The organism is Sulfitobacter dubius, from assembly GCF_027214245.1.
Classification (GTDB): Bacteria; Pseudomonadota; Alphaproteobacteria; order Rhodobacterales; family Rhodobacteraceae; genus Sulfitobacter; species Sulfitobacter dubius_A.
Genome location: NZ_JAPWHM010000012.1, coordinates 1 through 23,131 on the forward strand (window position 1 = coordinate 1; position 23,131 = coordinate 23,131).

Genomic DNA, 23,131 nt, shown 5'->3' on the forward strand with positions numbered 1-23,131 from the left:
AGATCAGACATATCACCGCTCCGTTTTCGGACGGTGAATCATGCGGCTCCACGATAATCAATGGGTCCTGAGCCTAGCCCCAGCTTGGGGCGGTGGATCAGGGCAATACACAACTCGTGGCACTCTCAGTATGTGCAAAACCCCCGCCTCTTGGCAAGGGCACCGCGAGTAGAGCTCCTTTCCCTTTTCTCACGCCGAACAGATCGATCTACAAAATACTTGCCTCTGAAGGGAGTATGGGGCGAGAATAGTCGTGTTAGGGGCGGGTCATGGATAAAAAAAAAGCTCATAAAATCGCATCTCATGTTGCGGCGAGCTACGTGTCACGGGAGCTGGACAGGGTCTGGCTTGACCGGTTGATGACAACAAAGGTTGGAAAAAAACTAAAGGCATTGTCCCGAACAGAGCAAAGAGCCTTCGAACTCATCGCATATCTTTCCTCTGCTTACGTGGTGTACCGCGAACCTGATCCGACTGCTCTTCGCAGTTTCTTGAACAGTGTTCTTTCTGACATTCCGCCCGAGCTCGCAAAACGAATGATGTCGGAAGATAAGCCCCCAGACCCCCAAACAGCACTATTGCTGTTAGAGCATCTGGATGACATCGAATTAAAAACGATAAGTGAAGATAAAACAGAAGAAAATAATATCTATTCAGAGAATTCGCTAGCGGTAAAACTGCGGAAGAAAATAGATATGTCTCGAAAGAGCATGGTTCAGAACCGGAAAATAATTGGACGCCACAGTGATAATTAAAGGAATAACTATGAAGTTGTTAGAAGGTAGCCGCGCCATCCTGTTGTTGGTCGCTATAGCGCTTCCCATTAGCGCAAGTTCTCAGAGCATTGACGAAGCTATTGGATCTTTAGCCAAGAAATTGGGGACGCAGCTTGGTGAAGAGGGAACTGAACGCCTTGCAATTTATGGTTTTTCAGACCTGAATGGATTTGAATCAGCGCTTGGTGACTTTATATCCGAAGAATTAACCACATCGCTTTTTGGCGCGGGCGACTTTGATATTGTGGAGCGAAATGAGTTCGAACGGGTGCTCCGCGAGCATGAGCGATATGCATCTGACATCTTCAACTCCGAGACGATTGCGGACCTTGGCGAGTTTTTGGCTATCGAAGCACTTATTACCGGGTCCATTACGCAGTTTGAAGACAGTGTCCGGATCAATGCTCGCGCAATCGATGTAGAAACTGCCCGAGTTTTCGCAGCTGCCTCAATCAGCGCCACCCGAGACAGCATGGTTGATAGCTTAACCAATCAAAGGTCTCGCGCCAACAGCGACGCTTTAAACGCGGTCCCTGGAGTAATTGCCCAACAGGCAGATGTTGGCTTCCAAGACAGTCGATTGCGAATGGATATCACATCAGTATTGCTATGGGAAAATCGCGAAGGCGTTACTGTTACTACCGAACTGCACAATATGACCAATGAGCGAATCTACGTAACAGCAGGAAGTCGCCAAGGCCGAGATTTGTACGCTACGACAAAGCACGGGGACAATTTCCGGTCAGTGACCCTTTCTCAATCAATATACCAATTCGTCAATGACCCAGAAACAGATGAAGTTACAACCCTCGACCCCAACAGGCCACTCACCATAGTTTGGAAGGCGAGTAAAAGGGGGCAGCCAATAGTTGGGAATCGCCTTGTTCTACAAGGTATATTTTACACTCTCATCAACGGGTCTTTTGAAAGATCACAAATAATACTTGATAATATATCCTTGGAATAGTGGTCGTATGAAAAAGTTTGAAGAGTATGTCGATCTTCTGTTCTCCCTTCTCGGTGGATCGATTGATGTCGCAGTTTCGGCTGTGGACAAATATATATGGATAGTCGGGAAAACGTTCAGGTTATCAATAATCGCCTTGGTCGGTGTCCTCGGGTTTGCACTTCTAAATAGCATCAGCGGCGCTTCTGCGTTCCTTGCTTTCGCTGTAATCCTCACCGGAGCGGTTATTGCAGCGTGGTCAGTGCTCGTTTTTCCGATAATCCTTATTATCGATCTAGGTGCCCGCTGGGAACCAGTAAGAAGACAACTTCGCACCTTGGGATTTATTATCGTCGCAACAACCGCTTTCGCCTTCCTTGCATTGCGCCTCCCCGGGGGATTTGGCGGCGCATCAATCCTCTTCTCATTGATTTTGTTGTTTCTCGGTTTGGCTGCATTTGGTTTCCGTCCAACAAGAACGACACTTGGAGTCCAAATGGTCTTAACAGCGGTTTTTTCCATTTTTGCAGTGATTTTTCCTCAAACGTCTGGCCTACTTGGTTCAGTGGCAGGGGCACTAGACACCGAGGTTTCACGGCGGTTCTCACAAAGCCCACCTGAACTAGAAATGTCGATTAACGTGTTGACGGCACAGGGAGAGAACGCGCCTGCCTTGTTTAAATTGCATGATGGATCTCCGAACTGGTGGTGTCGCCCGGATACCATCAGCGCGGCCGGATATCGTTGCTTCGGGCAGCCAGGCCGCGATCAAACTACGCAAAAAGAACTCGTTCCAATCACGCCTGATATCGTGCAAACCGCTATCTTAAATTTGCAAACGGTCGAAAACGCCCGCCTCGGCGAAGCAAAGCAAAGGGAACAAGAGAGGCTTGCAGAGAACGCGGAACGTGTAAGGTTAGAAGCTGAAAAGCTAGCCGCGGAGAAAGCAGAAAGGCAACGCCAAAAAACCATTGCTGAGGAGGCAGAAAGACATCGTCAAGCGGAAGAGGCCCGCCGATTAGCCGAAGAAGCTGAACGCATACGCGTTGCCTACATAGACAAGTACATCGCTGCAGTTGCGGTCTCAGACGCGCCAGTCTGGTCATTTTTTGGAGATCAACCTCGCACAACCAATGATTTGGGGAGGCTCTTAGGTGGTGTTGTTAACGACTATAGGCCGTTTCTTCGCAACGCCGCACTGACTGATGGTGTCTTCGATAGACTTCTTACAGGCAACGCCAACGAGATAGATCGTCTCGATTTATCACAGCTTGCTCCGGTGATCATTCTAGGGCGGATGTCGGAAAGAAATGAGGCCTTGGACGCATTGCAAGATGGCCAAAAATCCATACGCACGCTAACAATTTCCGTGGTCGGCACCAGCGGGCAAGGTGTTCTTCACTCCCAGGTGCTTTCTGCGGAGGCCCTTGGACAGAACGAAAACATAGCGCGCGGACGATCACTAGACCGACTAAATGACCAACTGTTAGAGTTCGTCCAAAATACTGTCTCTACATTGGTATATTAGTTAGTGAAGCATGGTTTACTTCAGCATACCCTTTGTGCCGTTACAGCAATTAGGATAATTAAATGACCGTTGATAAGAGAATTATAGACGAGCAGAAAAAAATCCTTGATAGAAAGATAATTCACCAAAAAAATAAAGAGGATTCTTATAAGTTTGCTTTATCCCAAAAGGATTATATAAAAGAGATTGTTAAAAAGTACAAATTCAAAGTCGATTTAGAAACAATAAATGACGACCATACGATTAAAGTGCGTGACTCTCTTGGAGGTCGAGGCGCCGAAATTGTTTTTTATAAGAGTTTAGAACGAAACTATCTTACTGTAAGTGATGGAAGGCACTATTTCGTATTTAAGGAATTTGACCGATCTGAAGAGGAGATACGGGCTTTTGGAAAAATTGCAAATAAGGCCTTACTTAGAAAAGGCCTAGAGGCGATGATCGTTGAAGTCAGAGCGCGATACCCACAACCTAAGATCCCGAAATATATGGTTGTCTTTATCGTTTTTGTATTGCTAAGTTTTTTTCTACTCGCGAACTTCACTTAGGAATGGGTAAAAATGCGCCTAGTTCTTTGAGTACTGTTCATAGTGCCCTACAGCCCTCACCTGAAGATTGTATGCCTCGAAACAATGATAACAACCAGTAGTGTTAATGAATTACGATGGAATTTTGCGAGCAAACTACGCCATAATCAAGACTACTAGATACAAGCAACCGGTCCGCATGGGCAGGCGATATGCACTTCTCTTAAACCACCGTTTTAGGCCTATTACGCAAAGCTTCCCGTTCATGTTCAGCGCAGCCTAACGCAGGTTTGTGAGCCTTCATGCATCAACTACGCCCAGCCTGCTCCTGCGCTTTCTGGAGACAGGACCGAAGGCGCTTGAGTTCCTAGAAGCTAAAACGCATCTGAAATTCTCGATGCGTCCGGTTGCGCCCGACTATCACCCCGATCAGCCCGGTGGCACCCTTGGCTACCGCGTACTGGACCCGCTAGATTTTGACGCACGGGTGATGGGCGACAAGCTGGCCTTGATCAGACCGCCGATCCCGGAATTCACAGTGTTTGGCGGCATGATGGTAGGTCGCAAGGATATTCCACACATGTTCAGCATGCTGCGCAGCCCGACTTCCGCGCTCCATGCTGCGGGTATTTTGGCCCGCCACGCGCGGGACCGCTTGCTCCATGGCCGCGCCACCCGCCTTGTGCTGGGTTCCGCAATGGCCGGACGGCTCGCCCATTCAGTGTTCCAAGCCGGAATTGAGCTTGTAACAGAGGCCGCCGCCGAAGACCTCTGCGTTGAAGAAGGCCGTGTCACCGGCCTGACCTTGCGTACAAAAGAAGGCACACACCATGTTTCAGCGCGCTGCGGTGTGGTGCTGGCGGCGGGCGGCGCAGCTCGAGCAAGCATACTGGAAGATACTTTGCACCCCCATGGCGACCATTGGTCGATGTCCCCCGAAGGCAGCACCGGCGACAGCCTCGTCATGGCGGCATCGCTGGGGGTCGCGCCTGCACAGGGCAATATAGCGCCGCTGTTCTACGCGCCTGTGTCGTTGCTCCCGCAGCAAGACGGGTCGGTGCGACCCTTCCCACACCTGTTTCTGGGCCGGGCGAAACCGGGCGTATATGCGGTTGACGGTACCGGACAGCGGTTCGTCAATGAGGCGTCCAGCTACCATGACTTCGTGCGCGCCATGCTAGGTCACGGAACCGGGCGCGTGCCTGAGGGGTCGATCTGGCTGTTGGCCGATCACATAACGCTGCGCCGCTATGGTCTGGGCGCGGTGCGTCCGTTTCCGGCCCCGGTAGGTGCCCATGTGCGCTCAGGCTACCTCAAACGCGCAAAGACCCTTGCGGAACTAGCTAGGGCGATCGGAATCCCGGCCGACGCGCTGACGGCTACAGCGGTCCAGGTTACCGGCTTCGCAGCGACGGGAGTGGACGAGGATCAAGGCAAGGGCGGCAACGCTTACAACCGTTATCTGGGCGATGCTTCCGTAGCGCCAAACCCCTGCCTTGGACCTTTGGCGCGAGGGCCGTTCTATGCGATCCAACTTCACCCCGGCGATATCGGAGCCTCCGTGGGATTGCCCATTGACCCGCAAGCGCGGGTTATTACGACTGAAGGTCGCCCCGTTCCAGGACTTTTCGCTTGCGGCAATGACGCGAATTCAATCATGGGCGGCACGTATCCCGGAGCGGGTATTACACTGGGTCCTGCGCTGACCTTTGGCTACATCGCAGCCCATAGTGCGGCGGGCAAAAGCACGGCCGGTGGGTGAAGGCCAACGAGAGCGCTCCCTTTAGTAGGAGAGTGCCTGCGTTATGAGAAGGCCGCCATCGGTGATCCTATATGAACATCCCATAAACATTCACCTATGCTCCCATATCCTTTCACCTTATAGCCCATAAACGTTCACCTAAAGGTGTATAAGCCTTTGGTTTAAAATGTTTTATCGGCTCCTAAACGTATTAAACGTTGTTCTTTTAAACAAATTAAACAACAACAGGAGCCTTTACGCTCTTCTATCAATGCTGGTTGTTGCTCTCTTCAGATTTTGAGAGAGTTAAAGAAAGTTGACTAAAGTCAGTGCTCTCCCCTTCCGGCAAACATGGCTTTAAGAAAGGCATATGCCTCACAGATGATCAACGCTGTAGGTTACCGCATGGCTAGCATGGCCGTTATACGGCTACGCTGCGGCGGTTCTCATCGACATCGATCAAAATCAGATTGTCTGCTGATAGTGCCTCCCCTGGGCGCCAGCGGTAAGCGCATGAACTTGCTGGATAGTCCAAGCAGGCTGCGTTGGGTGCTTCAATGCAGGGAGTGCCATTCATCTTATAGTGCCCCACGAAAACCGGAGGCGCGTCGGCACTATAGAGCAAGGCTGCAGTATCGGGTGGGAGTGCGCCAGTCGGCAGCTCTTCGGGCTTAGGCACCGATAGGCAGGCTTCCTGCCACGTGGTTGCTTCCGGACGCCACCATGCGAGCCGCACTTCATGGCGCTCATGGTTGTTTGTGTCGTGAAACCTGTAGCCTTCGGGGAGCGAAACTTCGGGACCGGAAAGCAGCCTTTCGACAGCGTTGCCAAATGGTGAGCTGGCAGCAGCCACTTCGGGGAGATCCTCGGTGCGCAACCGGCCATCGGGACGTCTGGCCTTGATGATCTTGATTGCGGCCTCGTCCCAGCAGGCGTGAACCAGTCGCAAGCCATCCAACTCGTACCAGAGGGGGAGTGTTAGGAACCAATCTGTCCATTCCTTGGCTTCTTCAGTGCCTACCCCGAAGGCTTCTATGAAGCTTTGATGTTGCTTGGTTTTCGCAGCTGTATGCGAGCGCAGCCAAACACCGTTGGCATCCTTGCGATGGTAGAGGATCGCGTTGAGTTCGTGGTTGCCCATGACCGCGACAGCGCGGCCGTCGATGACCAAGCGCCGCACCCGCGAGAGCACAGCCTCCTCGTCCACCTGCCTCGTCGATTTGCCGGCATCGATGAAGTCACCCAGGAAAGCGACCGGGGTATCTGCAGCAACATCTAATGAACGCTTAAGGCGTTCGATATCGGCGTGAATGTCGGGAATGATTATATATTCTCTCATGTCCGATACTTAGCGTTGCGGAGCATATCACGTCCACCTGCGCTGTGGTGCTCGGACGAACGGCACAGCTGAAAACTTTATAGGACATATATCCCATATGTGATTTCTTGCATCCAAATACAGATTTGGACTTGGTTGGACAGAAAGCTGGGCGATATAAGAAAACTGTCTTTATGAGATGGAAATTTGCCTTGCCCCGCTTGAAAACTGTACCCTTCCCCGCAAAATCAGCAGATTTTACTAGGTCTGCGGCCATGTGGGTCGCACGATCTCCGGACATCGACATACCGGATCCGGTGATGCGACTGGCGGGTCAATGTCTCCTTGACTGGTTTGCCGTGACTATTGCTGGCACCGCCGAGGAACTGGCACCAATAATAACCACCGTTACAACCGAGGGTGAAACCTACCCGCAGGGTGTGGCTCTCGTCGGGCAACAGGGGCGTGCATCAGAACAACGGGCAGCAAGGATCAATGGCACGATCAGTCATGCCCTAGACTTCGATGATGTAAACTTGCGTATGCATGGGCACCCCACCGTAACCCTAGCACCCGCTTTGCTGGCGGTTGCCGAACGGGAAAATCTCTCGGGCGCAGCGATTTTACGCGCTTTTGCAGTGGGCTATCAAGTGGCTGGGCGTCTAGGATATGCCATGGGCGACACCCATTATGCTCGCGGTTTCCACGCCACAGGTACAATAGGAGCGGTGGCAGCGGCTGCAGGCTGCGCGGCCCTGTTAAATCTAAATGTAGACCAGACTGAAGCGGCATTAGGGTTGGCGGCGACACAGGCGTCTGGTCTCAAGGCGATGTTTGGCACCATGGCGAAACCGATGCATGCCGGAAACGCCGCGGCCAACGGGATCATAGCGGCACGGTTGGCACAGCGTGGCTTTACAGCGCGCGCGGGGGGCCTCGAGCACCGCCAGGGCTTTGGCGCGGCCATGTCCGATGACAGTCAGTTCTCTGCGGACGATTTTCAATCGACACCTCCCGGCGCCCCGGATTGGGAGATCACGCGCAATCTCTTCAAGTATCACGCGGCCTGCTATCTGACTCATTCTACAATCGAAGCCTTGGCCCGGCTCCGGATAGAGCACGGGGTAATCGATCCTGTTGAGATATCTGCGATTACATTGCACGTGCCCGAAAGCCACCGCACGGTGTGTGATGTGCTCGAGCCACGCACTGGTCTCGATATCAAGTTCTCGATCCGCCACCTTGCGGCTCTGGCGCTTACCGGCGCTGATACTGCGGACCTTTCACTTTATTCTCAAGCTACGGCGCTTAAACCTGAGTTGGTCGCCCTTCGCGAAAAGACCCAGCTATCGCATCAGAGCGATCACGCCCATCGCTACGGTGCTGATGTCGTTGTGAAGCTTGTCGATGGCACAGAGCTTAACAGCTCCTGGGACGTCTCTGCACCGGTAGAGGACTTGGACGCGCAGGAGGATGCGCTAAAGGCCAAAGCGGCAACTTTGATCGATCCAATCTTAGGAACCGATGCGTCGAAGGCGCTCTTCGCCGCCGTGGCCGAACTGTCCGCCGCGGCCAATCTAACCGGGTTGCTGGCTTCAACGTCCCCGGGTTCAAAAGATATAACTAAAACTGGATAACTTATGGATATGGTCACAGACCTGAAGTCCCGGGCTAGGCTTTGGCCGCGCGGAAACACGTTCGAGGATTTTACTATCGGTCGAACTTTCACCCACCACTGGGGGCGGACGTTGGGCGAAATAGACAACACGCTCTTCACGACGCTGACGATGCATTACAACCCGCAATACCTTAACGCGAAGGTCGCCTTGGCGAACGGATATGACCGTGGACGTCCAATCAACCCGCTTTTGGTTTTCAATACGGTTTTTGGTCTCAGCGTCGAGGATCTATCTGAGGGCGGTGGCCCGTTCTTAGGAGTGGACGAATGCGTCTATGGCGTGCCGGTCCATGTGGGCGACACCCTTACAGCCACAAGTGAAGTGATCTCAGCGCGGGAAAGCGACAAGCGTCCCAATTTTGGCATCGTGACCTGGGCCACACGTGGTCTGAATCAAGATGGCGAAGAAGCTATCCGGTTCCGGCGCTCGAACCTAGTGCGCCGCCGAGATATGCAAGGAGAGTAAAATGGATATGAATGACGCCCCTTATTCGGACGACGGGCGCGGGTATTTTACCGAAGAGCGTAAGATGATCCGCGACAGTGCAAGACAGTTCACCATGAACGAGGTGCTGCCAATTGCCAATCAGTTGGACGGCCCAGATGCAGAGATCCCCGATGCCCTGAAACAGAAGATGGCCGACATGGGATACTTTGGCATTATGATCCCTGAGGAATATGGCGGTCTCGGCCTAGGCGCCTTTGAATATTGTCTTGTGGCCGAGCAGCTTGCGCGCGGCTGGATGTCGGTCGCTTCGCTGATGGCCCGCGGTCAGGGAGGTTGGATTCGCAAGGCGATGTCGCCTGAGATGCAAGCCGAATACCTACCGCGCGTGATGCGAGGTGAGTTCCTCAACGCGACTTCGCTGTCCGAGCCTGGTACCGGCTCTGACTTGGCCTCGATTTCTTGTCGCGCAGAGCGTGATGGCGAGGATTGGGTTCTTACCGGCTCAAAATACTGGTGTACCTTTGCCGATGGGGCCGATTACCTGACAATCTTCGCGCGTACCGCGCCGCCACCCTCTTCGGACAAGCGGTGGATGGGGATTTCATGCTTCATGATAGAGAAAGAGCGCGGCTCCTTGCCCAAAGGAATTGCCGGATCGCCCATTCCAAAGATCGGCTATTTCGGCTGGAAGACCTTTGAACTTTCCTTTGACGGGTTCCGGGTGCCCGCCAGTCACTTGATTGGCGAAGAGGGTAGGGGGTTTCTGCTGATGGCCAAGGGGCTGGAAACTGCTCGTGCCCATACAGCCGCGCGCTCAATTGGCTTGGCGCAGGGCGCATTGGAGGATGCGATTTCCTATGCCCAAGAACGCGAACAATTTGGGATGCCAATCGCGGAGTTCCAAGCGATCCGCTTTAAGATTGCTACCATGGCAACTGAGGTAGAGGCGGCGCGACAGCTTCTCTATTCGGTTTGCAATAGTATTGATACCGGCGCGCGCTGCGACATGGAGGCATCGATGGTTAAGTATTTCGCTTCCGAGATGGCCGAGCGCGTAACCTCGGAAGCTATGCAAATCTTTGGTGGGGCGGGATATACCAAGTTGCACGCCGTCGAACGCCATTGGCGCGACGCGCGGCTAACAAAGATCTTCGAGGGCACTTCGGAAATCCAGCAGCGCATCATTTCAGATAAAATTTTGGGCAAATCGCTTCTCGACAAAATCGTCGCTGACCGGGCCTTTGACAAAAAATGGGGCACAGACCCAAATCTTGGAGCGGCGGCCGAATGACGGTGGAAACGATCAACACAGCGGCGCTGACCTCTGCTAGCAACTATTACGAGGACTTTAAGGCAGGCGATGTCTGGCGCCATGCCCGCGGCAAGACAATGACCGAGATGGACAATGTCTTGCTGACCAATCTGGTACTGAACACCGCCGAAGGTCATTTTAACGAGGACCGGATGCAGAAGGCGGGCGGGGGGATATTCTCGCAGCGTGTGGTGTTTGGCGGCATCAACCTGTCCTTTGTCATTGGACTTGCAGCGCAAGATACAGGTGAGCAGGTGCTTGCCGAGCTGGAAATGGACAAAGTGCGCCTGCGTCACCCTGTATTTCATGGAGACACCCTCTATGCCTTTACCGAAGTAATGGAAAAATCCGAGAGCGACCGTCCAGATGCAGGTCGCGTGCGGTTTCGCCATTACGGCATCAATCAAGACGAAAAGCTCTGCGTCGAGGCCGAGCGTCTGGTGCTGATTAAGAAGCGGGCCGCCTGGGCTGGTGGACGCGCGTGAGCGAACCGCTAGATCATGGCGCCAACCCCCTTGTGCCCGGCGGCGCGCTCGAAGGACTGCGTGTCATCGACCTGACTATGATGTTGGCAGGCCCCTATGCGTCGATGATGCTGGCGGATCAGGGCGCGGATGTAATTAAGGTCGAACCTCCTGGCGGTGACAGCACCCGACGCATCGGCCCCTTTTTGCCGGGCGGGTTGACCCAAGATCAAGGTGGATATGGTGGCTATTTCGCCTCGATAAACCGCAACAAGAGGTCGGTCGTACTAGATCTCAAATCTGCTTCGGGTCTTGCCGCACTCAAGAGAATGGTGGCCGGGGCCGATATTCTGATCGAGAATTACCGCCACGGCGTAATGGAGCGGTTGGGTCTGAGCGACGCGGCGCTCTGGGCTGCTAATCCGCGACTTGTCCATGTGTCTATACGCGGTTTCGGAGATGCTGTCGGTGGTGTCAGCCCCTATGCTGACTGGCCTGCCTATGATCCGGTCAGCCAAGCTATGGGCGGCGTAATGAGTATCACGGGGGCACGGGACGGCACACCCACTAAGGTGGGTCCTGGAGTGGGCGATATCGGTCCTGCTATGTTCGCCGCCTTTGGGGCGCTGGCGGCGACTTTCCGCGCTCACCGGACTGGCCGGGGAGAGCGCGTAGATATCAGCATGGTCGACAGCGTACTGGCCATATGCGAGCGCATCATTTTCCAACATTCCGCAACCGGCATCTCACCCGTCCCAGAGGGTAATGGTCATCCGCTGCTGTGCCCCTTCGGCTTGTTCGAGGCCGCAGACGGGTTCGTTACCATCGCCATCCCCAAGGATGATTTTTGGGCGCGCTTTGTGAGCCTGATCGGGCGGCCCGAGCTGGCCCGTGATCCCGATTTCGCCACCAACGCCGCGCGGCTGGAAAACGCCTCCCGCACCGAGGCGCTAGTTACCGAGTGGACGCGTGCGCGCACTCGCGCCGAGATCAGCAGCGTGATTGGTGGTCAGGTCCCCTTTGGCCCTGTGATGACGGCTAGTGATATTTTTGCTGACCCGCACTTCCAAGCGCGTGGGATGCTGGCTGAGGTCGCTATGGCTGGGGCGGATCGGCCATTGCATGTTGCCAATACTCCGGTCCGTATGGCCCATGCTGCTCATGGCGTGCATCAGTCCGCGCCGCTGACCGGCGAACATGGTGCCACAATTCTGGCGGAGTTCGGCTTCGCACCCGAAGAGATCGCACAGATCTGCTCTGATCCGATGCAGAATACTACAAGTTAACAAGGAAAATTCGATATGAGCCAACCTAAAAGACTTCGCCGCTGTCAGTTGTCCGTTCCTGGATCCAGCGAAAAAATGATGCAAAAGGCCGCGGGCTTAGACTTGGATTATGTTTTTCTGGACCTTGAGGACGCTGTAGCTCCATCGGCCAAGCATGAGGCGCGAGGCAAGATCGTCGGAGCGCTGAATGATCTCGACTGGGGTCGTACCACCCGGTGTGTACGGATCAACGATTTAACGACCGAATACGCCTATGAAGACATTATTGAGGTGGTTGAGGGTGCAGGCGAGAATATCGATGTCATTATGCTCACCAAATGCTTGGGGCCCGATGACATCACCTTCTGTGACAAGCTGCTGAGCATGATGGAAAAGAAGCTGAAGCTGAACAAACGGATTGGCCTTGAAACCTTGATTGAAGAGGTTGAGGCCATGCAAAAGGTTGATGAAATCGCCGCCGCGTCGGACCGCCTAGAGGCATTAATTTTCGGGATGGGGGACTATTCGGCCAGCCAAGGCGTGTCGATTAACGATATCGGCGGCGATACCGGCTATCCCGGCGATATTTGGCATTATCAGCGTCAAAAATTGACCATAGCGGCTCGGGCCAACCGGATTGACGCGGTGGACGGCCCGTTCGCCGACTTCCGCAGTCCTGATACCTATCGCGAGGAATGCCGACGGGCGATGATCTTAGGTATGGTAGGTAAATGGGCAATCCATCCTTCACAAATTGAAATCGCACAAGATGTGTTCTCACCCAAAGCCGAAGATGTGGCGCGTGCCCGCAAGATGAAGGCGGCTTATGAAGACGCTTGGTCTCAAGGCTTGGGCTCAGTCCAATTCGAGGGCCGGATGATTGACATCGCTTCTATCCGCATCGTCGACAACACGCTGCAAAAAGCCGATATGATTGGAGGGTACTCTTGATATGAGCAACGCGAACACACGAGCCATTCCTGATGCGACCGGCCTGCATCCACAGCGTTTAGACGGAAAGGTAGCCTTGGTCACCGGTTCAGGCCAAAATATCGGACGCGCCATTGCTCTTCGTCTTGCCGAAGCTGGCGCTACAGTGATCGTCAACGGCGCGCGCAACCGCGACAAGGTTGATGAGACCGTTCGCCTGATCGAAAAGGCGGGAGGTCAGGCGCACGCAATTATGTGTGATGTCTCCGACCCGGACGCAGTAGGCGGAATGGTAGCCGAGGCAGTGGAGGCCTTTGGTTCTGTCGATATCTCGGTCTCAAATGTGGGGCGTCGCCTACACAAGCCTTTTGAGGAGATCACGATAGATGACTGGGACGACTCAATTCGTATCAACCTTTCTGCTTCCTTTTACTTAGCTCATCATGTCGTACCGCTGATGAAAAAACGGGGCTGGGGCCGGATCATCCATGTCTCCGGTTATGACGGGTTCACAGGTCATCTAATCAACCGCGCTTACAACATCGCAGCGAAATCCGGAATGCACGGTTTATCCAAAGCCATAGGCAAGGAACTAGGACAATATGGCATCACCGCTAACACCTTGGTTCCTGGAGCAATCGATACCGACCGCGACTGGAGCCAGTACCCGAACACCACGATTGATACGGTCCGGGAGCGCATTCCTGTGAAACGATGGGGCCATATCGACGACCTCGCCTATGGGGCTGTATATCTATGCACCACAGGCAGTTTTATGAATGGCCAAGCACTGCATCTCAACGGCGGCGAATTTATGTTCTGATTATGCTGCCGCCGTCTGACACACGGTTGGCGGCGGCACGCTGTTGATCTTCAATAAAGGCTCGGGCTTGGTCCAGAAGAATCTCGCGGAGCCATTCGCGCTTCGGGTCGAGCCGTGCAAGGGGACCACCCAACCCTACCGCCAACGCACGGCCTTCGTGTGGAAGTTCGAGCAGGGTGGAAATGGTCCCGACATCTTCAGTGACCATGCCAAAGGTCTCAAAGTATCCCTGCCTGCGGGCGACCGCTACGTTTTCCAGCACCTGCGCTTCCGTCATATTCGTAGGCTTAGTAGTGAACTCAGCATTGTAGTTGCGCACCATAGCGCCGATTTCTGAATCGCCGAACCGCGTTAAAAGCATAACACCCAAACCGCACCCATGGATTGGCCGTGTCTGGTTTGGCCTCAGGGAGAAACGCAAAGAATGTGGAGAGTCCAGCATCGAGACATAGCGCATCTGCAAGCCGCTTTGCGCACCTAAGAGTACCGCCTCGCCAGTGCGTTCAGAAAGATGTGTCATCAACCGGTTGATGCCGGCCATGCCACCGGGGGCACCAAGCGCCCAATGCCCAACGAAAGCTAACCTTTCCGATGGAAGATAGCAGCGTGTATCACGCTGGCGTGTCAAATACCCTTCGTTCACCAATGTCTTCAGCAAAGAAGAAATGCTTGATTGCGGCATACCTAATGCGTCGACAATATCTTGTACGCTCAGAGCGCGGCGCTCGGCTTCAAAGAGTTCAAACACGCGCACCACCCGGACCGCAGATTTCACGGCTCCGTCATAGTCTTTATTCATAAAGTCTCCAAATATCACATACGAGATGCAATTCATCAAGATTGAGATGGACTATGATTTATCCCTCTGAAATCATCAACAGACAATAGATCGGGCGCCGCCGGGGGGGCGATTTGCCTAACTTTTTTCGGGAGGACCATAATGACCTACTTCAACAGAATTTTCCTAGGCGCAGCATCTATAATGCTAGCTACCACCTCGCTCGATGCGAAAACCCTAAGTTTTTCGAGTTCTTCTCCGCCAAGTTCGGCTACTTCACAGGTTCTGAAAAACTGGGCGGTCTCGCTCGAAGAGGCTACTGGCGGCGAGCTAGAAATTGAATTCTATTGGCAGCAATCTCTATCGAAGTTGGGTGACAATTTGGATGCCGTGGCCAGCGGGTTGGCTGACATGGCTGTCGTTGTGCCAGCCTATTCGCGCCAAAAACTACCCTTGAATTATCTGTCGTCGACCTCGACCGGTACAGGTGACCCCTGGGTGATCTCAAAAGCATGGCGCGAAACCCGCGAGGCGTTCCCTGCCATTGCCGAAGAGGAGGCGCGCGAAAATGTTAAGTTTTTGGCGATCGAATCTATCGGACCAGTAATCTTCGTTGGCGACCGGGCATACAAATCCCCCGAGGATCTGAACAATGCCACTATGCGCCTATCTAGCCATTATGCCTATGCGGCTCAGAATTCGGGGTGGAATGTGAATCCGGCGCGGATCCAGTCGCCCGAAACCTATACATCTCTTGAGAAGGGCACCATTTCCGGCGCCACCACTTATGCCAATCAGCTACTTCCGTTTCGCCTAAACGAGGTGGCCGATTTCGTAACACGACCTGATCTGGGTCAGCATTCTAACATTTACTATATCAATCTTGAGATCTGGGAAGACCTTTCGGATGATCATCGTACCGCAATTGAAGCATCTCTGGATGACCTCAACTTAGCCTTCGCCAAAGCCGAAGTGAACGAAGCCGTAACCGTGTTTGACGAAATCCAGAAAGACGCAACCTATCCGATGCAGGTTTACGAATTATCTGAGGAAGAACGGGCTGTCTGGGCTGAGGCGCTAGAGCCGTCTTATGACAATAACGTGTCAAAAGCTGCTGAGGTGAACCCGGCAGCGACAGAGATTGGTCAAGCCTATAAGGTTAATCGTGAAGCAGCTTCGCAAGAGTTGGAGCAGGGTGGCTATCCCTGGTGAGATAACGGCGGCGCGCCCATTTCGGCGCGCTGACCTTGAAATGCCAATCCTGTCCAAATTTTAAATCTCACCGTTCTTGCGCCTGTCGTACGAATGGCAGAGACCTAAGGGGCGCCCGTGTTCACTTTTATCATCTATCAACAGCTGATCTCATCAGCCGACAGCTTCTGGTCGGAACAACATCTAATGTCGTTGTGGCTGTTGGGTGTATTTTTTGACCTGATGGGCATTTTGCTGCTCTATGTCATCTTTTTGTCCCTCCAAGCAGTTGGAGCCGGCCCACGTGCCGAACGTGCCCAGGGCTCCCTTGTTCTTCTTGCTGCGCGGGTCCGACGCTTAGATCAGGGGGTGCTTTGGATTGCGGGTGGCGTGCTCGCAGTAATGGTGCTGATCACCTTCGTTTCAGTCGTCGGACGCGCCGTCTACAAGCCACTGCCTGACGACATAACCTTTGCAGAATGGGCATTGGTATTGCTGGTATCACTGATGTTGGGCACTCTTCAGGGCCGCGAGGATCATATCGAGGTCACTGCGTTATCAGATTCTCTTTCTTTTCGCTGGAACCTGTATTTGCGGGTCTTTGGTTGCATCATTGGTCTGGCGGCAGTCGCTCGTCTGTGCATGGTGTCCTTCGAGGAGGTGCCTGACAGTTTTCTCGAGATCACCTACGGGTCGATCTACGAGCTGCCGGCATGGCCACCACGTCTTTTCTTAATGATTGGGGTAGCATGGTGGCTGACCCGAATTGCGATCCAATTCGTGATGCTACCTATCTTGATCAGTCTGAGTGCACGTGATGCCTTAGGAACTTTTGGTCCGACGCCACTGCTATCGCAGACCGGCACCGGCGAAGGTGAAGTAGACCTTTCGGACTCAGGGGATCAACAGTCAGAAAAATTCGGAGGCGCGCGTGGAACGTGAACTGATTGGTGGGATTGGGGTCATCCTGATGATCCTACTGCTATTCTTGCGAGTGCCGGTGGCTTTCGCCCTGCTTGGGGTGGGTTGGGGCGGGGTAGCCGTTTTACGCTCGACCGGGGCCGCCGACGCGGTGCTGTCAGCAGATACGTTTGGCAGCCTCCTAAACTTCGACCTAACCACGATCCCTAGCTTTATGCTCATGGGCTACATCGCCTATGTCGCAGGATTCACGCGGGAGGTTTATGATGCAGCGCGTATGTTGTTCGGGCGTCTCCCGGGGGGACTGGCGGCCGCGTCCACTATGGGTTGCGCCGCCTTCGCAGCAGTTTCAGGGTCGAGCCTAGCAACGGCAGCGGCAATGGGTAAGATTGCCGTGCCCGAGATGTTGCGGCGCGGCTATGACAAGGGGCTTGCGACCGGCGTTGTAGCCGCCTCGGGAACCTTGGGCTCGCTGATCCCGCCGAGCGTGCTGATGATCCTTTATGCTGTGTTCACTCAGCAATCCATCGCACTTCTGTTCATCGCGGGGATCTTGCCGGGCATTTTGTCGGCAGGCATTTACATCGCGATGATCCTGATCCGCGCACGTCTCAACCCATCGCTCGCGCCAGGAATGACCGAACGGATCACCTTCCTCGACAAGTTGCGTTCCCTCAAGAGCACTTGGGCAATCACGTTGCTGTTCGCAGTGGTAATGGGCGGCATCATGATCGGGTTCTTCACTCCGATGGAGGCCGGTGCCATCGGCGCATCCGGGGCGTTTTTGATTGCTCTGGCAGCAGGACGCTTAACGAGAGCCAAGCTTGGCCGCGCCTTTCTGGACACGCTGCGTCAAAGCGGGTCAATTTTCGCGATCATTTTTGGCGCGCATGTCTTCACCAGGTTCATGGCACTGTCGGGGCTGGGGCAATGGTTGGCGGATATCGCCACGAGCTATAGTGACCAGGCTATTCCGGTCGTGATCGCGCTGTCGGTGATTTATATCATACTAGGCACCTTTATCGGTCCCATAGAAATCATGCTGATCACTCTGCCGATCGTTGTTCCGGTGGTTCAGAGTTACGATATCTCGCTGCTGTGGTTCGGGATTATTATGATCAAGTATCTCGAAATCGGGCTAATTACGCCACCATTAGGTTTCAACGTTTTCATGATCAGCTCTGTGGTCGGGCGATCCGTTCCGATCACCAAGATCTTCCGTGGAGTAATGTGGTTTTTGGCGATGGACGTAGTGACCCTCGCGCTATTGATTGCGGTCCCTGCAATCACTTTGTTTTTGCCGAACCTCTATACAGACTGGATGTCCTACCTCCGTAATGCCGATCTTGACGCGGGAGCGGCCATTTGGCTTTGGGTAACTGGCCGCGGTGCAGGCTAACTAAAACACCTTGGCTGCGCCGCTATGAAAGCCGGCGCAGCTAAGCTTGACGCGAAATCAATCTCGTATCAGTGCTACCTGATAGCAATATGGGGCACTTTCGGTGAGCTCCACGATATCCCCCGGACGTGCGGCATTGCGCTCGAAGAAACTCTTCACCCAGGATCGATCGCGAAAAATCTTCTTCTTGCCATCGATGTCAGTCGAAACAGGTGCTGAGCCTCCCCAAGTAATGCTGACAGTACGAGAAGCGCGGCTTGTGCGGTTGTCGCCACCAATAATCTCAGCCGGAAAAGCTGATATCAAATCGCGTAGATAGAAATGGCTGTTGTTGATATTGCCCTGGGTGAGCACACTACGTCCCACAACGCTTCCCGTGGCGGTGGCACCTAATAAGTGTGAGTGGGCTGGAGGAGCAGGGGCGGTATCTGCGTCATCTAAGACGTCATCAGAGGTCTTTGCCATGCTACCGCCCCACCGTTCGGCCAGAAGGACAACCTGCGCCGCGGCGCGCGCATCTTCACCGGCGTCGTGGTGTTCGAATTCCAAGCCCAGAAATGCCTTCAGTGACGCGAGGCCGTGCCCGCCATTCCCTTTCAGCTCAGGCCAGGCCGCACGCGCGACACTAACACTGTTCTGCCAATCCCAATCAGGCTCTGCACGGCCGAGTTTATTGCAGGCGGCACGAATGGCACTCCGGTCAAAGCCCGAGTGCTGATAGACGGTTCGACCGGTAAGATGCATATCAATTGCTTCTATCACCTCACCGATAGTAGGTGCGCCCTGGACCATGCCAGGCGTAATGCCGTGCAGATCACTGAACACCCAGCGGTCAGTGCGAGGATCAACCAAGGTTACCCACGTTGAGATACTGTTGTCCGGGCGAACACAAGCCACACCGACCTGACAGATGCTGGCGCGATCATTGTTGGCGGTCTCGACATCGAGCGCAAAGAAGCGGAACGGGCCAATAGGCAGTTCAGCCATGGTGCCGGCACTCTTCTTCTGAAGCGCACTGCCGAGAAAACGCTCCCTCTGGCGGCCAATCGCGGCACGTTCATAAGGACTGAGAGCAAGGCTTTCGATCAATTTATCGACCAAAGTGGTGGGCTCTTCGTAAGCCTCCATACCCCAGCGGTTCCAAGCAATCATTTCGGCAGGTGCCCTAGCAATGACTTCAGCCTCCAGGTCGGCAATGGGAGCATAATCCGGCAAAGGAACCCAAACCGCGCGGCAGTGCTGTTCGATAAAGACATTACGCAGACGTTTCGCGATGTCCCCATCAGCCTTGGTGACTGGGTCATTACGCAGGCGCCACATCCGTCCGGTGTTATACATACGCGAGAAATAGTGGCTCGAAGTTTCCGACCCGGTCCGGTGGCGGTGATGTATCCGCTTGTAGAAGGTTTCGTTCTCTGCCGAGGTGGAGCCGATATAGCGGAAGTTTCCGGAATGATCGAAGAGCCCATAGATACCGCGGCAATCGCGCGGAGCTTCGGACGTCGGGCGGGGCAGGGCGGCCTTTAAGGCGTCGAGGACTTCTGCTGCTGTAGGAATATTCATGCCAAGTCTGCTGCCTTCTCAATACGCTGCCATGCGATACCACTAACGATCCCCCACAGGCCCTTTTCATTCGGGCGACGCCAGCGTGGAACGGCCATGCTGTTCAGCCGTGTTAATGCATCGAAGAAGTTGGAGACATTCTCTTCGTCACCCTTCGCGCCGATCTGGTAGGTGCCGTTGCGCATGAGGTCAGGGGTGAACAGTGATCCGTCCCGAGCAACGGGAACAAAGATTACCCTTTCAGGTGCAATGGCAGGCCCCTCATCGATCGTCTCGATAGTGGCATCTTCTTCCTGCCAGATGGAGGCAAGGAAGCCCTTCTTCTTCTGCAACCATGATGCGGCGCTCATGGCCACTATGCCTCCCTGGGGGCCACGCTCCAGTACGCTGTTCGCCCCTGAAAGCAGGTTGCGCACACTCCCTTCGGCAATGCCGCCAAGAACTGCCATGGAATGAAGATCCACTTCTCCCCGACCAAGGTCGATCGCATACCGCGATGCGGCGAGACGAGAAATTCGCAGCAAAGTATTGTTTCCGTGGCCAAGCTTCTGAACATCGCTGCGCGCTGCAAATTCAGTGATCTCGTTTACAAGCGTGCCCATCCAATCCGCGCGGTCGCCGACGGGCACCTTCTCTGGGGTAACGCCGTACAAGCCATATAGCACTGCTTCGTAGAACCGGGAGGAGATGGGCAAAACGTCGAAAAACGCCGACACATCCTCCATTGCATCGCGCCAAGTATCAGCATCGATACAGTTGATGTCAGCAACAGGCTGGACCAACTGACGCAACGGGGCAGAAGCAACGCCAGATCCCAAGAGACCTTCGACGTGTTCCAAGGATTCCATGGTCAATACGTGAAGCCACTGGGCATAGTCCCAGTCGTGATCGGCTAGATAAACAGTGTCCTGGCATGCGTCACGGCGTTCGGCAGCGGTCATTATCTCGCTCATCGTAGTTTCCTTTTAGCGGTGCAGACGACGAACATCACTGCGGACATTCATCATATTGCGGTGGTTGGAGGGCGTCGACGCTGCGACAACAAAACCGGTTTCGAACACGAGGCGGCAATGCTTGTGACCCTTTTCAATACAAAGAAGGTCTACTCCTTCTTGCAAACACATCTTCCGATAGTCCCTGAATTGGCGCATAGGTTTTAACCTTGATAAATTTTTAACGACATCATCTTTTTGCCTTATCAGTTCTGCACCAAAGCTTGGAGATCTGTCATTAGGTATAATCTATATATTGTGATAATTCCTTTCATGATTCTACCTATGTTTGACGACGAGCAAGGTAAGGAGAGGACGAAGCTCAACCGCTCCTAAGCAACGGAGCCGAGAGGGGCCGAGGGGGCCGGAAGGGCACCCGGAGGGGCAGAGCCACCAATGCGGCCAAAGGTATCGGATGCCAAATACTTCCTGTTACCTTCGGTTAAGTAATTGATAATTAAACTTATCTAAAACTCAATAACTTGGGGTAACCGCTGCGACATCACAAAGAGCTTGCCTGTGCAGATCATTCGCAGCAATCTGCGAGCATGACTTCCACCCAGATCACAACTGCCGACTTCCGAATACCAGGCTGACTGCCTAGTATATTCGGGAGTGCGCTGGTGCGGCGATGGGATTTATACACCCGTTGAGCAGTAGATGACTGTCAGAGCGAGAGTTCGATCCTCTCCACTCCTACCATCCCCACCTCCTCCTCTCGCGAGGCAGCCATGACACAAGCGATCGCATTAGCTGCAGTTCAAGACGCGATTGTCGTGCAGCATCCCAACCTGTCGATCGATCTGGTTGCACAGGTGCATTACGTCCGCCCCCGGGAGATCGCGCATATCGACGTCTATGGATGTGATGATGCACCAACGCGACGAGCAATCAGAGCTGCTGCAGTGCGTCTGCTGCAGCAGATCGGTATCGATGTCCGGCTGGTCGGGGGGCATGACGTATATACCGTATCGCCGGATTACTCTGACCCCACAACACTGCACGACTACGCCAGCAGAATGCATATAGCAGAGCTTGATGATGTCTAATCTGTCCGAACGCCACGCTGCAATGCACGCTGATATCGATCTGGCGCTGCTGACTGATCCGAGAACGGTGGGATGGGTCTGCGTGGACCTCGAGGGCATCAATCCCCGCATCATCACTCACACAGAAGACCGAGAGACCTTCATTGCATACACGGAACGTCTCCGCGCTATCTTGCGCGCGCTCTATGGAGAGTTTCGCGCAGATCCATCCGTCAGTATGCGTGGCATGAAATTTCAGATCAACACCGCTGCTTTTTTGGACGAGCAAAGATCTGCAGCCCGCCCCGCTTTGCAGGCCCGGCTTGCAGAAGCCGGCTGCTCAGACGATGAGATCGAGCAGCTCATCGGTCCCTCAGCGGTCGATGAAACGATCTCAGAGTACGCAGCGCGGGTGATCGGAGATGACCCCGTTCCGGCAGCGCGCATCCCCAGGCCGAGAAAGCGTCAACCACCTCCGCGGCCAGCAATCGCCGAGAGTGACGGCGATGACTGATGATCTGTTCGCGCCGGGCGTCACCTATATCGAAGTGAAATGTTGGGCGTGCGGACATACTGTCACGTGCAAGCCTGAAGGCGTCCCGCAGGGGATAACTCAGCATGAATTTGAGCGCCGCTCTGTAGCTTCCAATAAGTTAGCGCTAACTTATTGGAAGCTAGATAACTTGGGGTAACTTCGATTCAAAGCGCAAGCATCGATGGGCGGATCACTCAGGCTGGTTTGCGAAAAACAAAACTACTCTGTTTTCCCAAAGGTCTCAAAATTGACTTTGCGCCATTCCAGCATGGCGCAAAGTCATCTCAAACTTTAATTTTTCGCAATAAAATTTCATGACCAAAAGTATAAATCCTTTATAACCAGAAGGTTAGATTGACCTTTTATTCAAATTTTCTTCTAAATATAGGCGATTCTTTGATGCGTGAAGGGCAACGGAATGAATTGCAGAATACCCTACCGGACCGGCCGGGTCGCAATTTTGTCGGACTTGCATATCGACTGCTATATGAGCGCCGGTCGTGATGTGATCACTTCGCTTGGCTTTGAAACCGTCATCAAAGATGATCTCGATGCCCTCATAATTGCGGGAGACCTGAGCGATGGGCCTGCTGCCAGACGGGGTGTTGCACTAGGTCAGCTGACGCCACATATCGCGCCCAGCCGAATTTACATCTTTCCGGGAAATCACGACTATTTCGGCGGCATGCTCGAAGACGACAACTTGCTCGCGCAACAGGCTCAATCCGTCGGCGCCCATTGGGCTCAAAGACAGAGGTGTACCACGGGAACACTCGATTTTTGTGCTGCACTCTGTGGACAGATTTCGAGCTTCTTGGCGATCGAAACAGAGCAATAAATATCGCGCATCGTACCATGCGAGACTACGAGCGGATCCGAAAAGGCCGTCCTGCAACCGACGGTTCCGGGATACAGTTGCGATCCTATAGGCCGCTGATCGAACCGTCAGATACGGTAACTATTCATCGCGC

At 53.9% G+C, this 23,131-nt stretch carries 22 protein-coding genes and 1 tRNA gene; 19 read left to right on the forward strand and 4 right to left on the reverse strand.

Features of this window, described 5'->3' with window-relative positions:
- Positions 1 to 269 precede the first annotated feature (269 nt).
- The 5 genes from O4H31_RS18475 to O4H31_RS18495 all read left to right on the forward strand — a co-directional run bounded on the left by O4H31_RS18475 (position 270) and on the right by O4H31_RS18495 (position 5,536).
- Positions 270 to 755, forward strand: coding sequence for a hypothetical protein (locus tag O4H31_RS18475; protein WP_269348003.1), 486 nt, complete (start codon positions 270 to 272; stop codon positions 753 to 755).
- A gap of 10 nt (positions 756 to 765) precedes the next feature.
- Positions 766 to 1,743: a FlgO family outer membrane protein gene (locus tag O4H31_RS18480; RefSeq protein WP_269348004.1), complete on the forward strand. Its 978-nt coding sequence runs from the start codon at positions 766 to 768 to the stop codon at positions 1,741 to 1,743.
- 7 nt (positions 1,744 to 1,750) lie between these two features.
- Positions 1,751 to 3,250, forward strand: a complete 1,500-nt coding sequence (locus tag O4H31_RS18485; protein WP_269348005.1) for a hypothetical protein — start codon at positions 1,751 to 1,753, stop codon at positions 3,248 to 3,250.
- Between the two features lie 62 nt (positions 3,251 to 3,312).
- On the forward strand, positions 3,313 to 3,795 hold the full coding sequence (locus tag O4H31_RS18490) for a hypothetical protein (protein ID WP_269348006.1): 483 nt from the start codon (positions 3,313 to 3,315) through the stop codon (positions 3,793 to 3,795).
- Between the two features lie 271 nt (positions 3,796 to 4,066).
- Complete coding sequence (locus O4H31_RS18495; RefSeq protein WP_269348007.1) at positions 4,067 to 5,536, forward strand: FAD-binding protein; 1,470 nt, start codon at positions 4,067 to 4,069, stop codon at positions 5,534 to 5,536.
- A 400-nt stretch (positions 5,537 to 5,936) separates the two neighbouring features.
- Here O4H31_RS18495 and O4H31_RS18500 read toward each other — a convergent pair whose 3' ends face one another.
- Positions 5,937 to 6,854 carry a metallophosphoesterase gene (locus O4H31_RS18500; protein ID WP_269348008.1) on the reverse strand — a complete coding sequence of 306 codons (918 nt, stop codon included), beginning with the start codon at positions 6,852 to 6,854 and terminating at the stop codon, positions 5,937 to 5,939.
- A gap of 173 nt (positions 6,855 to 7,027) precedes the next feature.
- On the opposite strand from O4H31_RS18500, the gene O4H31_RS18505 reads away from it, so the two are divergent.
- From O4H31_RS18505 to O4H31_RS18535, 7 genes are read left to right on the forward strand one after another with little or no spacing between them, the layout of a single operon-like run.
- The gene (locus O4H31_RS18505) at positions 7,028 to 8,470 is read left to right on the forward strand and encodes an MmgE/PrpD family protein (protein WP_269348009.1); all 1,443 of its coding nucleotides are present in this window, start codon (positions 7,028 to 7,030) and stop codon (positions 8,468 to 8,470) included.
- Positions 8,471 to 8,473: 3 nt separating this feature from the next.
- Positions 8,474 to 8,977, forward strand: coding sequence for a MaoC family dehydratase (locus O4H31_RS18510; RefSeq protein WP_269348010.1), 504 nt, complete (start codon positions 8,474 to 8,476; stop codon positions 8,975 to 8,977).
- Position 8,978: 1 nt separating this feature from the next.
- Positions 8,979 to 10,250 (forward strand): acyl-CoA dehydrogenase family protein, encoded by a 1,272-nt coding sequence (locus tag O4H31_RS18515; RefSeq protein WP_269348011.1) that lies wholly within the window; start codon positions 8,979 to 8,981, stop codon positions 10,248 to 10,250.
- On the forward strand, positions 10,247 to 10,756 hold the full coding sequence (locus tag O4H31_RS18520) for a MaoC family dehydratase (protein ID WP_269348012.1): 510 nt from the start codon (positions 10,247 to 10,249) through the stop codon (positions 10,754 to 10,756). Before O4H31_RS18515 ends, O4H31_RS18520 begins: the two co-directional genes overlap by 4 nt.
- On the forward strand, positions 10,753 to 12,021 hold the full coding sequence (locus O4H31_RS18525; RefSeq protein WP_269348013.1) for a CaiB/BaiF CoA transferase family protein: 1,269 nt from the start codon (positions 10,753 to 10,755) through the stop codon (positions 12,019 to 12,021). Before O4H31_RS18520 ends, O4H31_RS18525 begins: the two co-directional genes overlap by 4 nt.
- A gap of 15 nt (positions 12,022 to 12,036) precedes the next feature.
- A complete protein-coding gene (locus O4H31_RS18530) occupies positions 12,037 to 12,951 on the forward strand; it encodes an HpcH/HpaI aldolase/citrate lyase family protein (protein WP_269348014.1) in 915 nt (304 codons plus the stop codon).
- A gap of 1 nt (position 12,952) precedes the next feature.
- Positions 12,953 to 13,753: an SDR family NAD(P)-dependent oxidoreductase gene (locus tag O4H31_RS18535; protein WP_269348015.1), complete on the forward strand. Its 801-nt coding sequence runs from the start codon at positions 12,953 to 12,955 to the stop codon at positions 13,751 to 13,753.
- Here the strand turns inward: O4H31_RS18535 and O4H31_RS18540 are convergent.
- A complete protein-coding gene (locus O4H31_RS18540; RefSeq protein ID WP_269348016.1) occupies positions 13,743 to 14,552 on the reverse strand; it encodes an IclR family transcriptional regulator in 810 nt (269 codons plus the stop codon). The two genes, O4H31_RS18535 and O4H31_RS18540, sit on opposite strands and share 11 nt — an antisense overlap.
- Before the next feature lie 141 nt (positions 14,553 to 14,693).
- Here O4H31_RS18540 and dctP point away from each other — a divergent pair, with 141 nt between their 5' ends.
- The 3 genes from dctP to O4H31_RS18555 all read left to right on the forward strand — a co-directional run bounded on the left by dctP (position 14,694) and on the right by O4H31_RS18555 (position 18,042).
- Positions 14,694 to 15,743 carry a TRAP transporter substrate-binding protein DctP gene (dctP, locus tag O4H31_RS18545; RefSeq protein ID WP_269348017.1) on the forward strand — a complete coding sequence of 350 codons (1,050 nt, stop codon included), beginning with the start codon at positions 14,694 to 14,696 and terminating at the stop codon, positions 15,741 to 15,743.
- A gap of 117 nt (positions 15,744 to 15,860) precedes the next feature.
- Complete coding sequence (locus O4H31_RS18550; RefSeq protein WP_269348018.1) at positions 15,861 to 16,664, forward strand: TRAP transporter small permease; 804 nt, start codon at positions 15,861 to 15,863, stop codon at positions 16,662 to 16,664.
- Positions 16,654 to 18,042, forward strand: coding sequence for a TRAP transporter large permease (locus O4H31_RS18555; protein ID WP_269348019.1), 1,389 nt, complete (start codon positions 16,654 to 16,656; stop codon positions 18,040 to 18,042). The genes O4H31_RS18550 and O4H31_RS18555 overlap by 11 nt, the downstream gene beginning before the upstream one ends.
- A gap of 57 nt (positions 18,043 to 18,099) precedes the next feature.
- Here O4H31_RS18555 and O4H31_RS18560 read toward each other — a convergent pair whose 3' ends face one another.
- Positions 18,100 to 19,605, reverse strand: a complete 1,506-nt coding sequence (locus O4H31_RS18560; RefSeq protein ID WP_269348020.1) for a 3'-5' exonuclease — start codon at positions 19,603 to 19,605, stop codon at positions 18,100 to 18,102.
- A complete protein-coding gene (locus O4H31_RS18565; protein ID WP_269348021.1) occupies positions 19,602 to 20,558 on the reverse strand; it encodes a hypothetical protein in 957 nt (318 codons plus the stop codon). Before O4H31_RS18565 ends, O4H31_RS18560 begins: the two co-directional genes overlap by 4 nt.
- A gap of 650 nt (positions 20,559 to 21,208) precedes the next feature.
- Between O4H31_RS18565 and O4H31_RS18570 the strand changes: the two genes are divergently transcribed.
- The 4 genes from O4H31_RS18570 (at position 21,209) to O4H31_RS18585 (ending at position 22,998) form a co-directional block, all read left to right on the forward strand.
- Positions 21,209 to 21,299, forward strand: a tRNA-OTHER gene (locus tag O4H31_RS18570).
- Positions 21,300 to 21,328: 29 nt separating this feature from the next.
- Positions 21,329 to 21,646, forward strand: coding sequence for a hypothetical protein (locus tag O4H31_RS18575; protein ID WP_269348022.1), 318 nt, complete (start codon positions 21,329 to 21,331; stop codon positions 21,644 to 21,646).
- On the forward strand, positions 21,636 to 22,139 hold the full coding sequence (locus O4H31_RS18580; RefSeq protein ID WP_269348023.1) for a hypothetical protein: 504 nt from the start codon (positions 21,636 to 21,638) through the stop codon (positions 22,137 to 22,139). Before O4H31_RS18575 ends, O4H31_RS18580 begins: the two co-directional genes overlap by 11 nt.
- 508 nt (positions 22,140 to 22,647) lie before the next feature.
- Entirely contained in the window at positions 22,648 to 22,998 is a 351-nt protein-coding gene (locus O4H31_RS18585) for a metallophosphoesterase (RefSeq protein WP_419723616.1), read from the forward strand.
- Positions 22,999 to 23,131: the final 133 nt, after the last annotated feature.

Coding starts and splice junctions, on each gene's coding strand:
- O4H31_RS18475 (WP_269348003.1), top strand. CDS start 270: ATGGATAAAAAAAAAGCTCATAAAATCGCATCTCATGTTGCGGCGAGC.
- O4H31_RS18480 (WP_269348004.1), top strand. CDS start 766: ATGAAGTTGTTAGAAGGTAGCCGCGCCATCCTGTTGTTGGTCGCTATA.
- O4H31_RS18485 (WP_269348005.1), top strand. CDS start 1,751: ATGAAAAAGTTTGAAGAGTATGTCGATCTTCTGTTCTCCCTTCTCGGT.
- O4H31_RS18490 (WP_269348006.1), top strand. CDS start 3,313: ATGACCGTTGATAAGAGAATTATAGACGAGCAGAAAAAAATCCTTGAT.
- O4H31_RS18500 (WP_269348008.1), bottom strand. CDS start 6,854: ATGAGAGAATATATAATCATTCCCGACATTCACGCCGATATCGAACGC.
- O4H31_RS18505 (WP_269348009.1), top strand. CDS start 7,028: ATGAGATGGAAATTTGCCTTGCCCCGCTTGAAAACTGTACCCTTCCCC.
- O4H31_RS18510 (WP_269348010.1), top strand. CDS start 8,474: ATGGATATGGTCACAGACCTGAAGTCCCGGGCTAGGCTTTGGCCGCGC.
- O4H31_RS18515 (WP_269348011.1), top strand. CDS start 8,979: ATGGATATGAATGACGCCCCTTATTCGGACGACGGGCGCGGGTATTTT.
- O4H31_RS18520 (WP_269348012.1), top strand. CDS start 10,247: ATGACGGTGGAAACGATCAACACAGCGGCGCTGACCTCTGCTAGCAAC.
- O4H31_RS18530 (WP_269348014.1), top strand. CDS start 12,037: ATGAGCCAACCTAAAAGACTTCGCCGCTGTCAGTTGTCCGTTCCTGGA.
- O4H31_RS18535 (WP_269348015.1), top strand. CDS start 12,953: ATGAGCAACGCGAACACACGAGCCATTCCTGATGCGACCGGCCTGCAT.
- O4H31_RS18540 (WP_269348016.1), bottom strand. CDS start 14,552: ATGAATAAAGACTATGACGGAGCCGTGAAATCTGCGGTCCGGGTGGTG.
- dctP (WP_269348017.1), top strand. CDS start 14,694: ATGACCTACTTCAACAGAATTTTCCTAGGCGCAGCATCTATAATGCTA.
- O4H31_RS18560 (WP_269348020.1), bottom strand. CDS start 19,605: ATGAATATTCCTACAGCAGCAGAAGTCCTCGACGCCTTAAAGGCCGCC.
- O4H31_RS18565 (WP_269348021.1), bottom strand. CDS start 20,558: ATGAGCGAGATAATGACCGCTGCCGAACGCCGTGACGCATGCCAGGAC.
- O4H31_RS18575 (WP_269348022.1), top strand. CDS start 21,329: ATGACACAAGCGATCGCATTAGCTGCAGTTCAAGACGCGATTGTCGTG.
- O4H31_RS18580 (WP_269348023.1), top strand. CDS start 21,636: ATGATGTCTAATCTGTCCGAACGCCACGCTGCAATGCACGCTGATATC.
- O4H31_RS18585 (WP_419723616.1), top strand. CDS start 22,648: ATGAGCGCCGGTCGTGATGTGATCACTTCGCTTGGCTTTGAAACCGTC.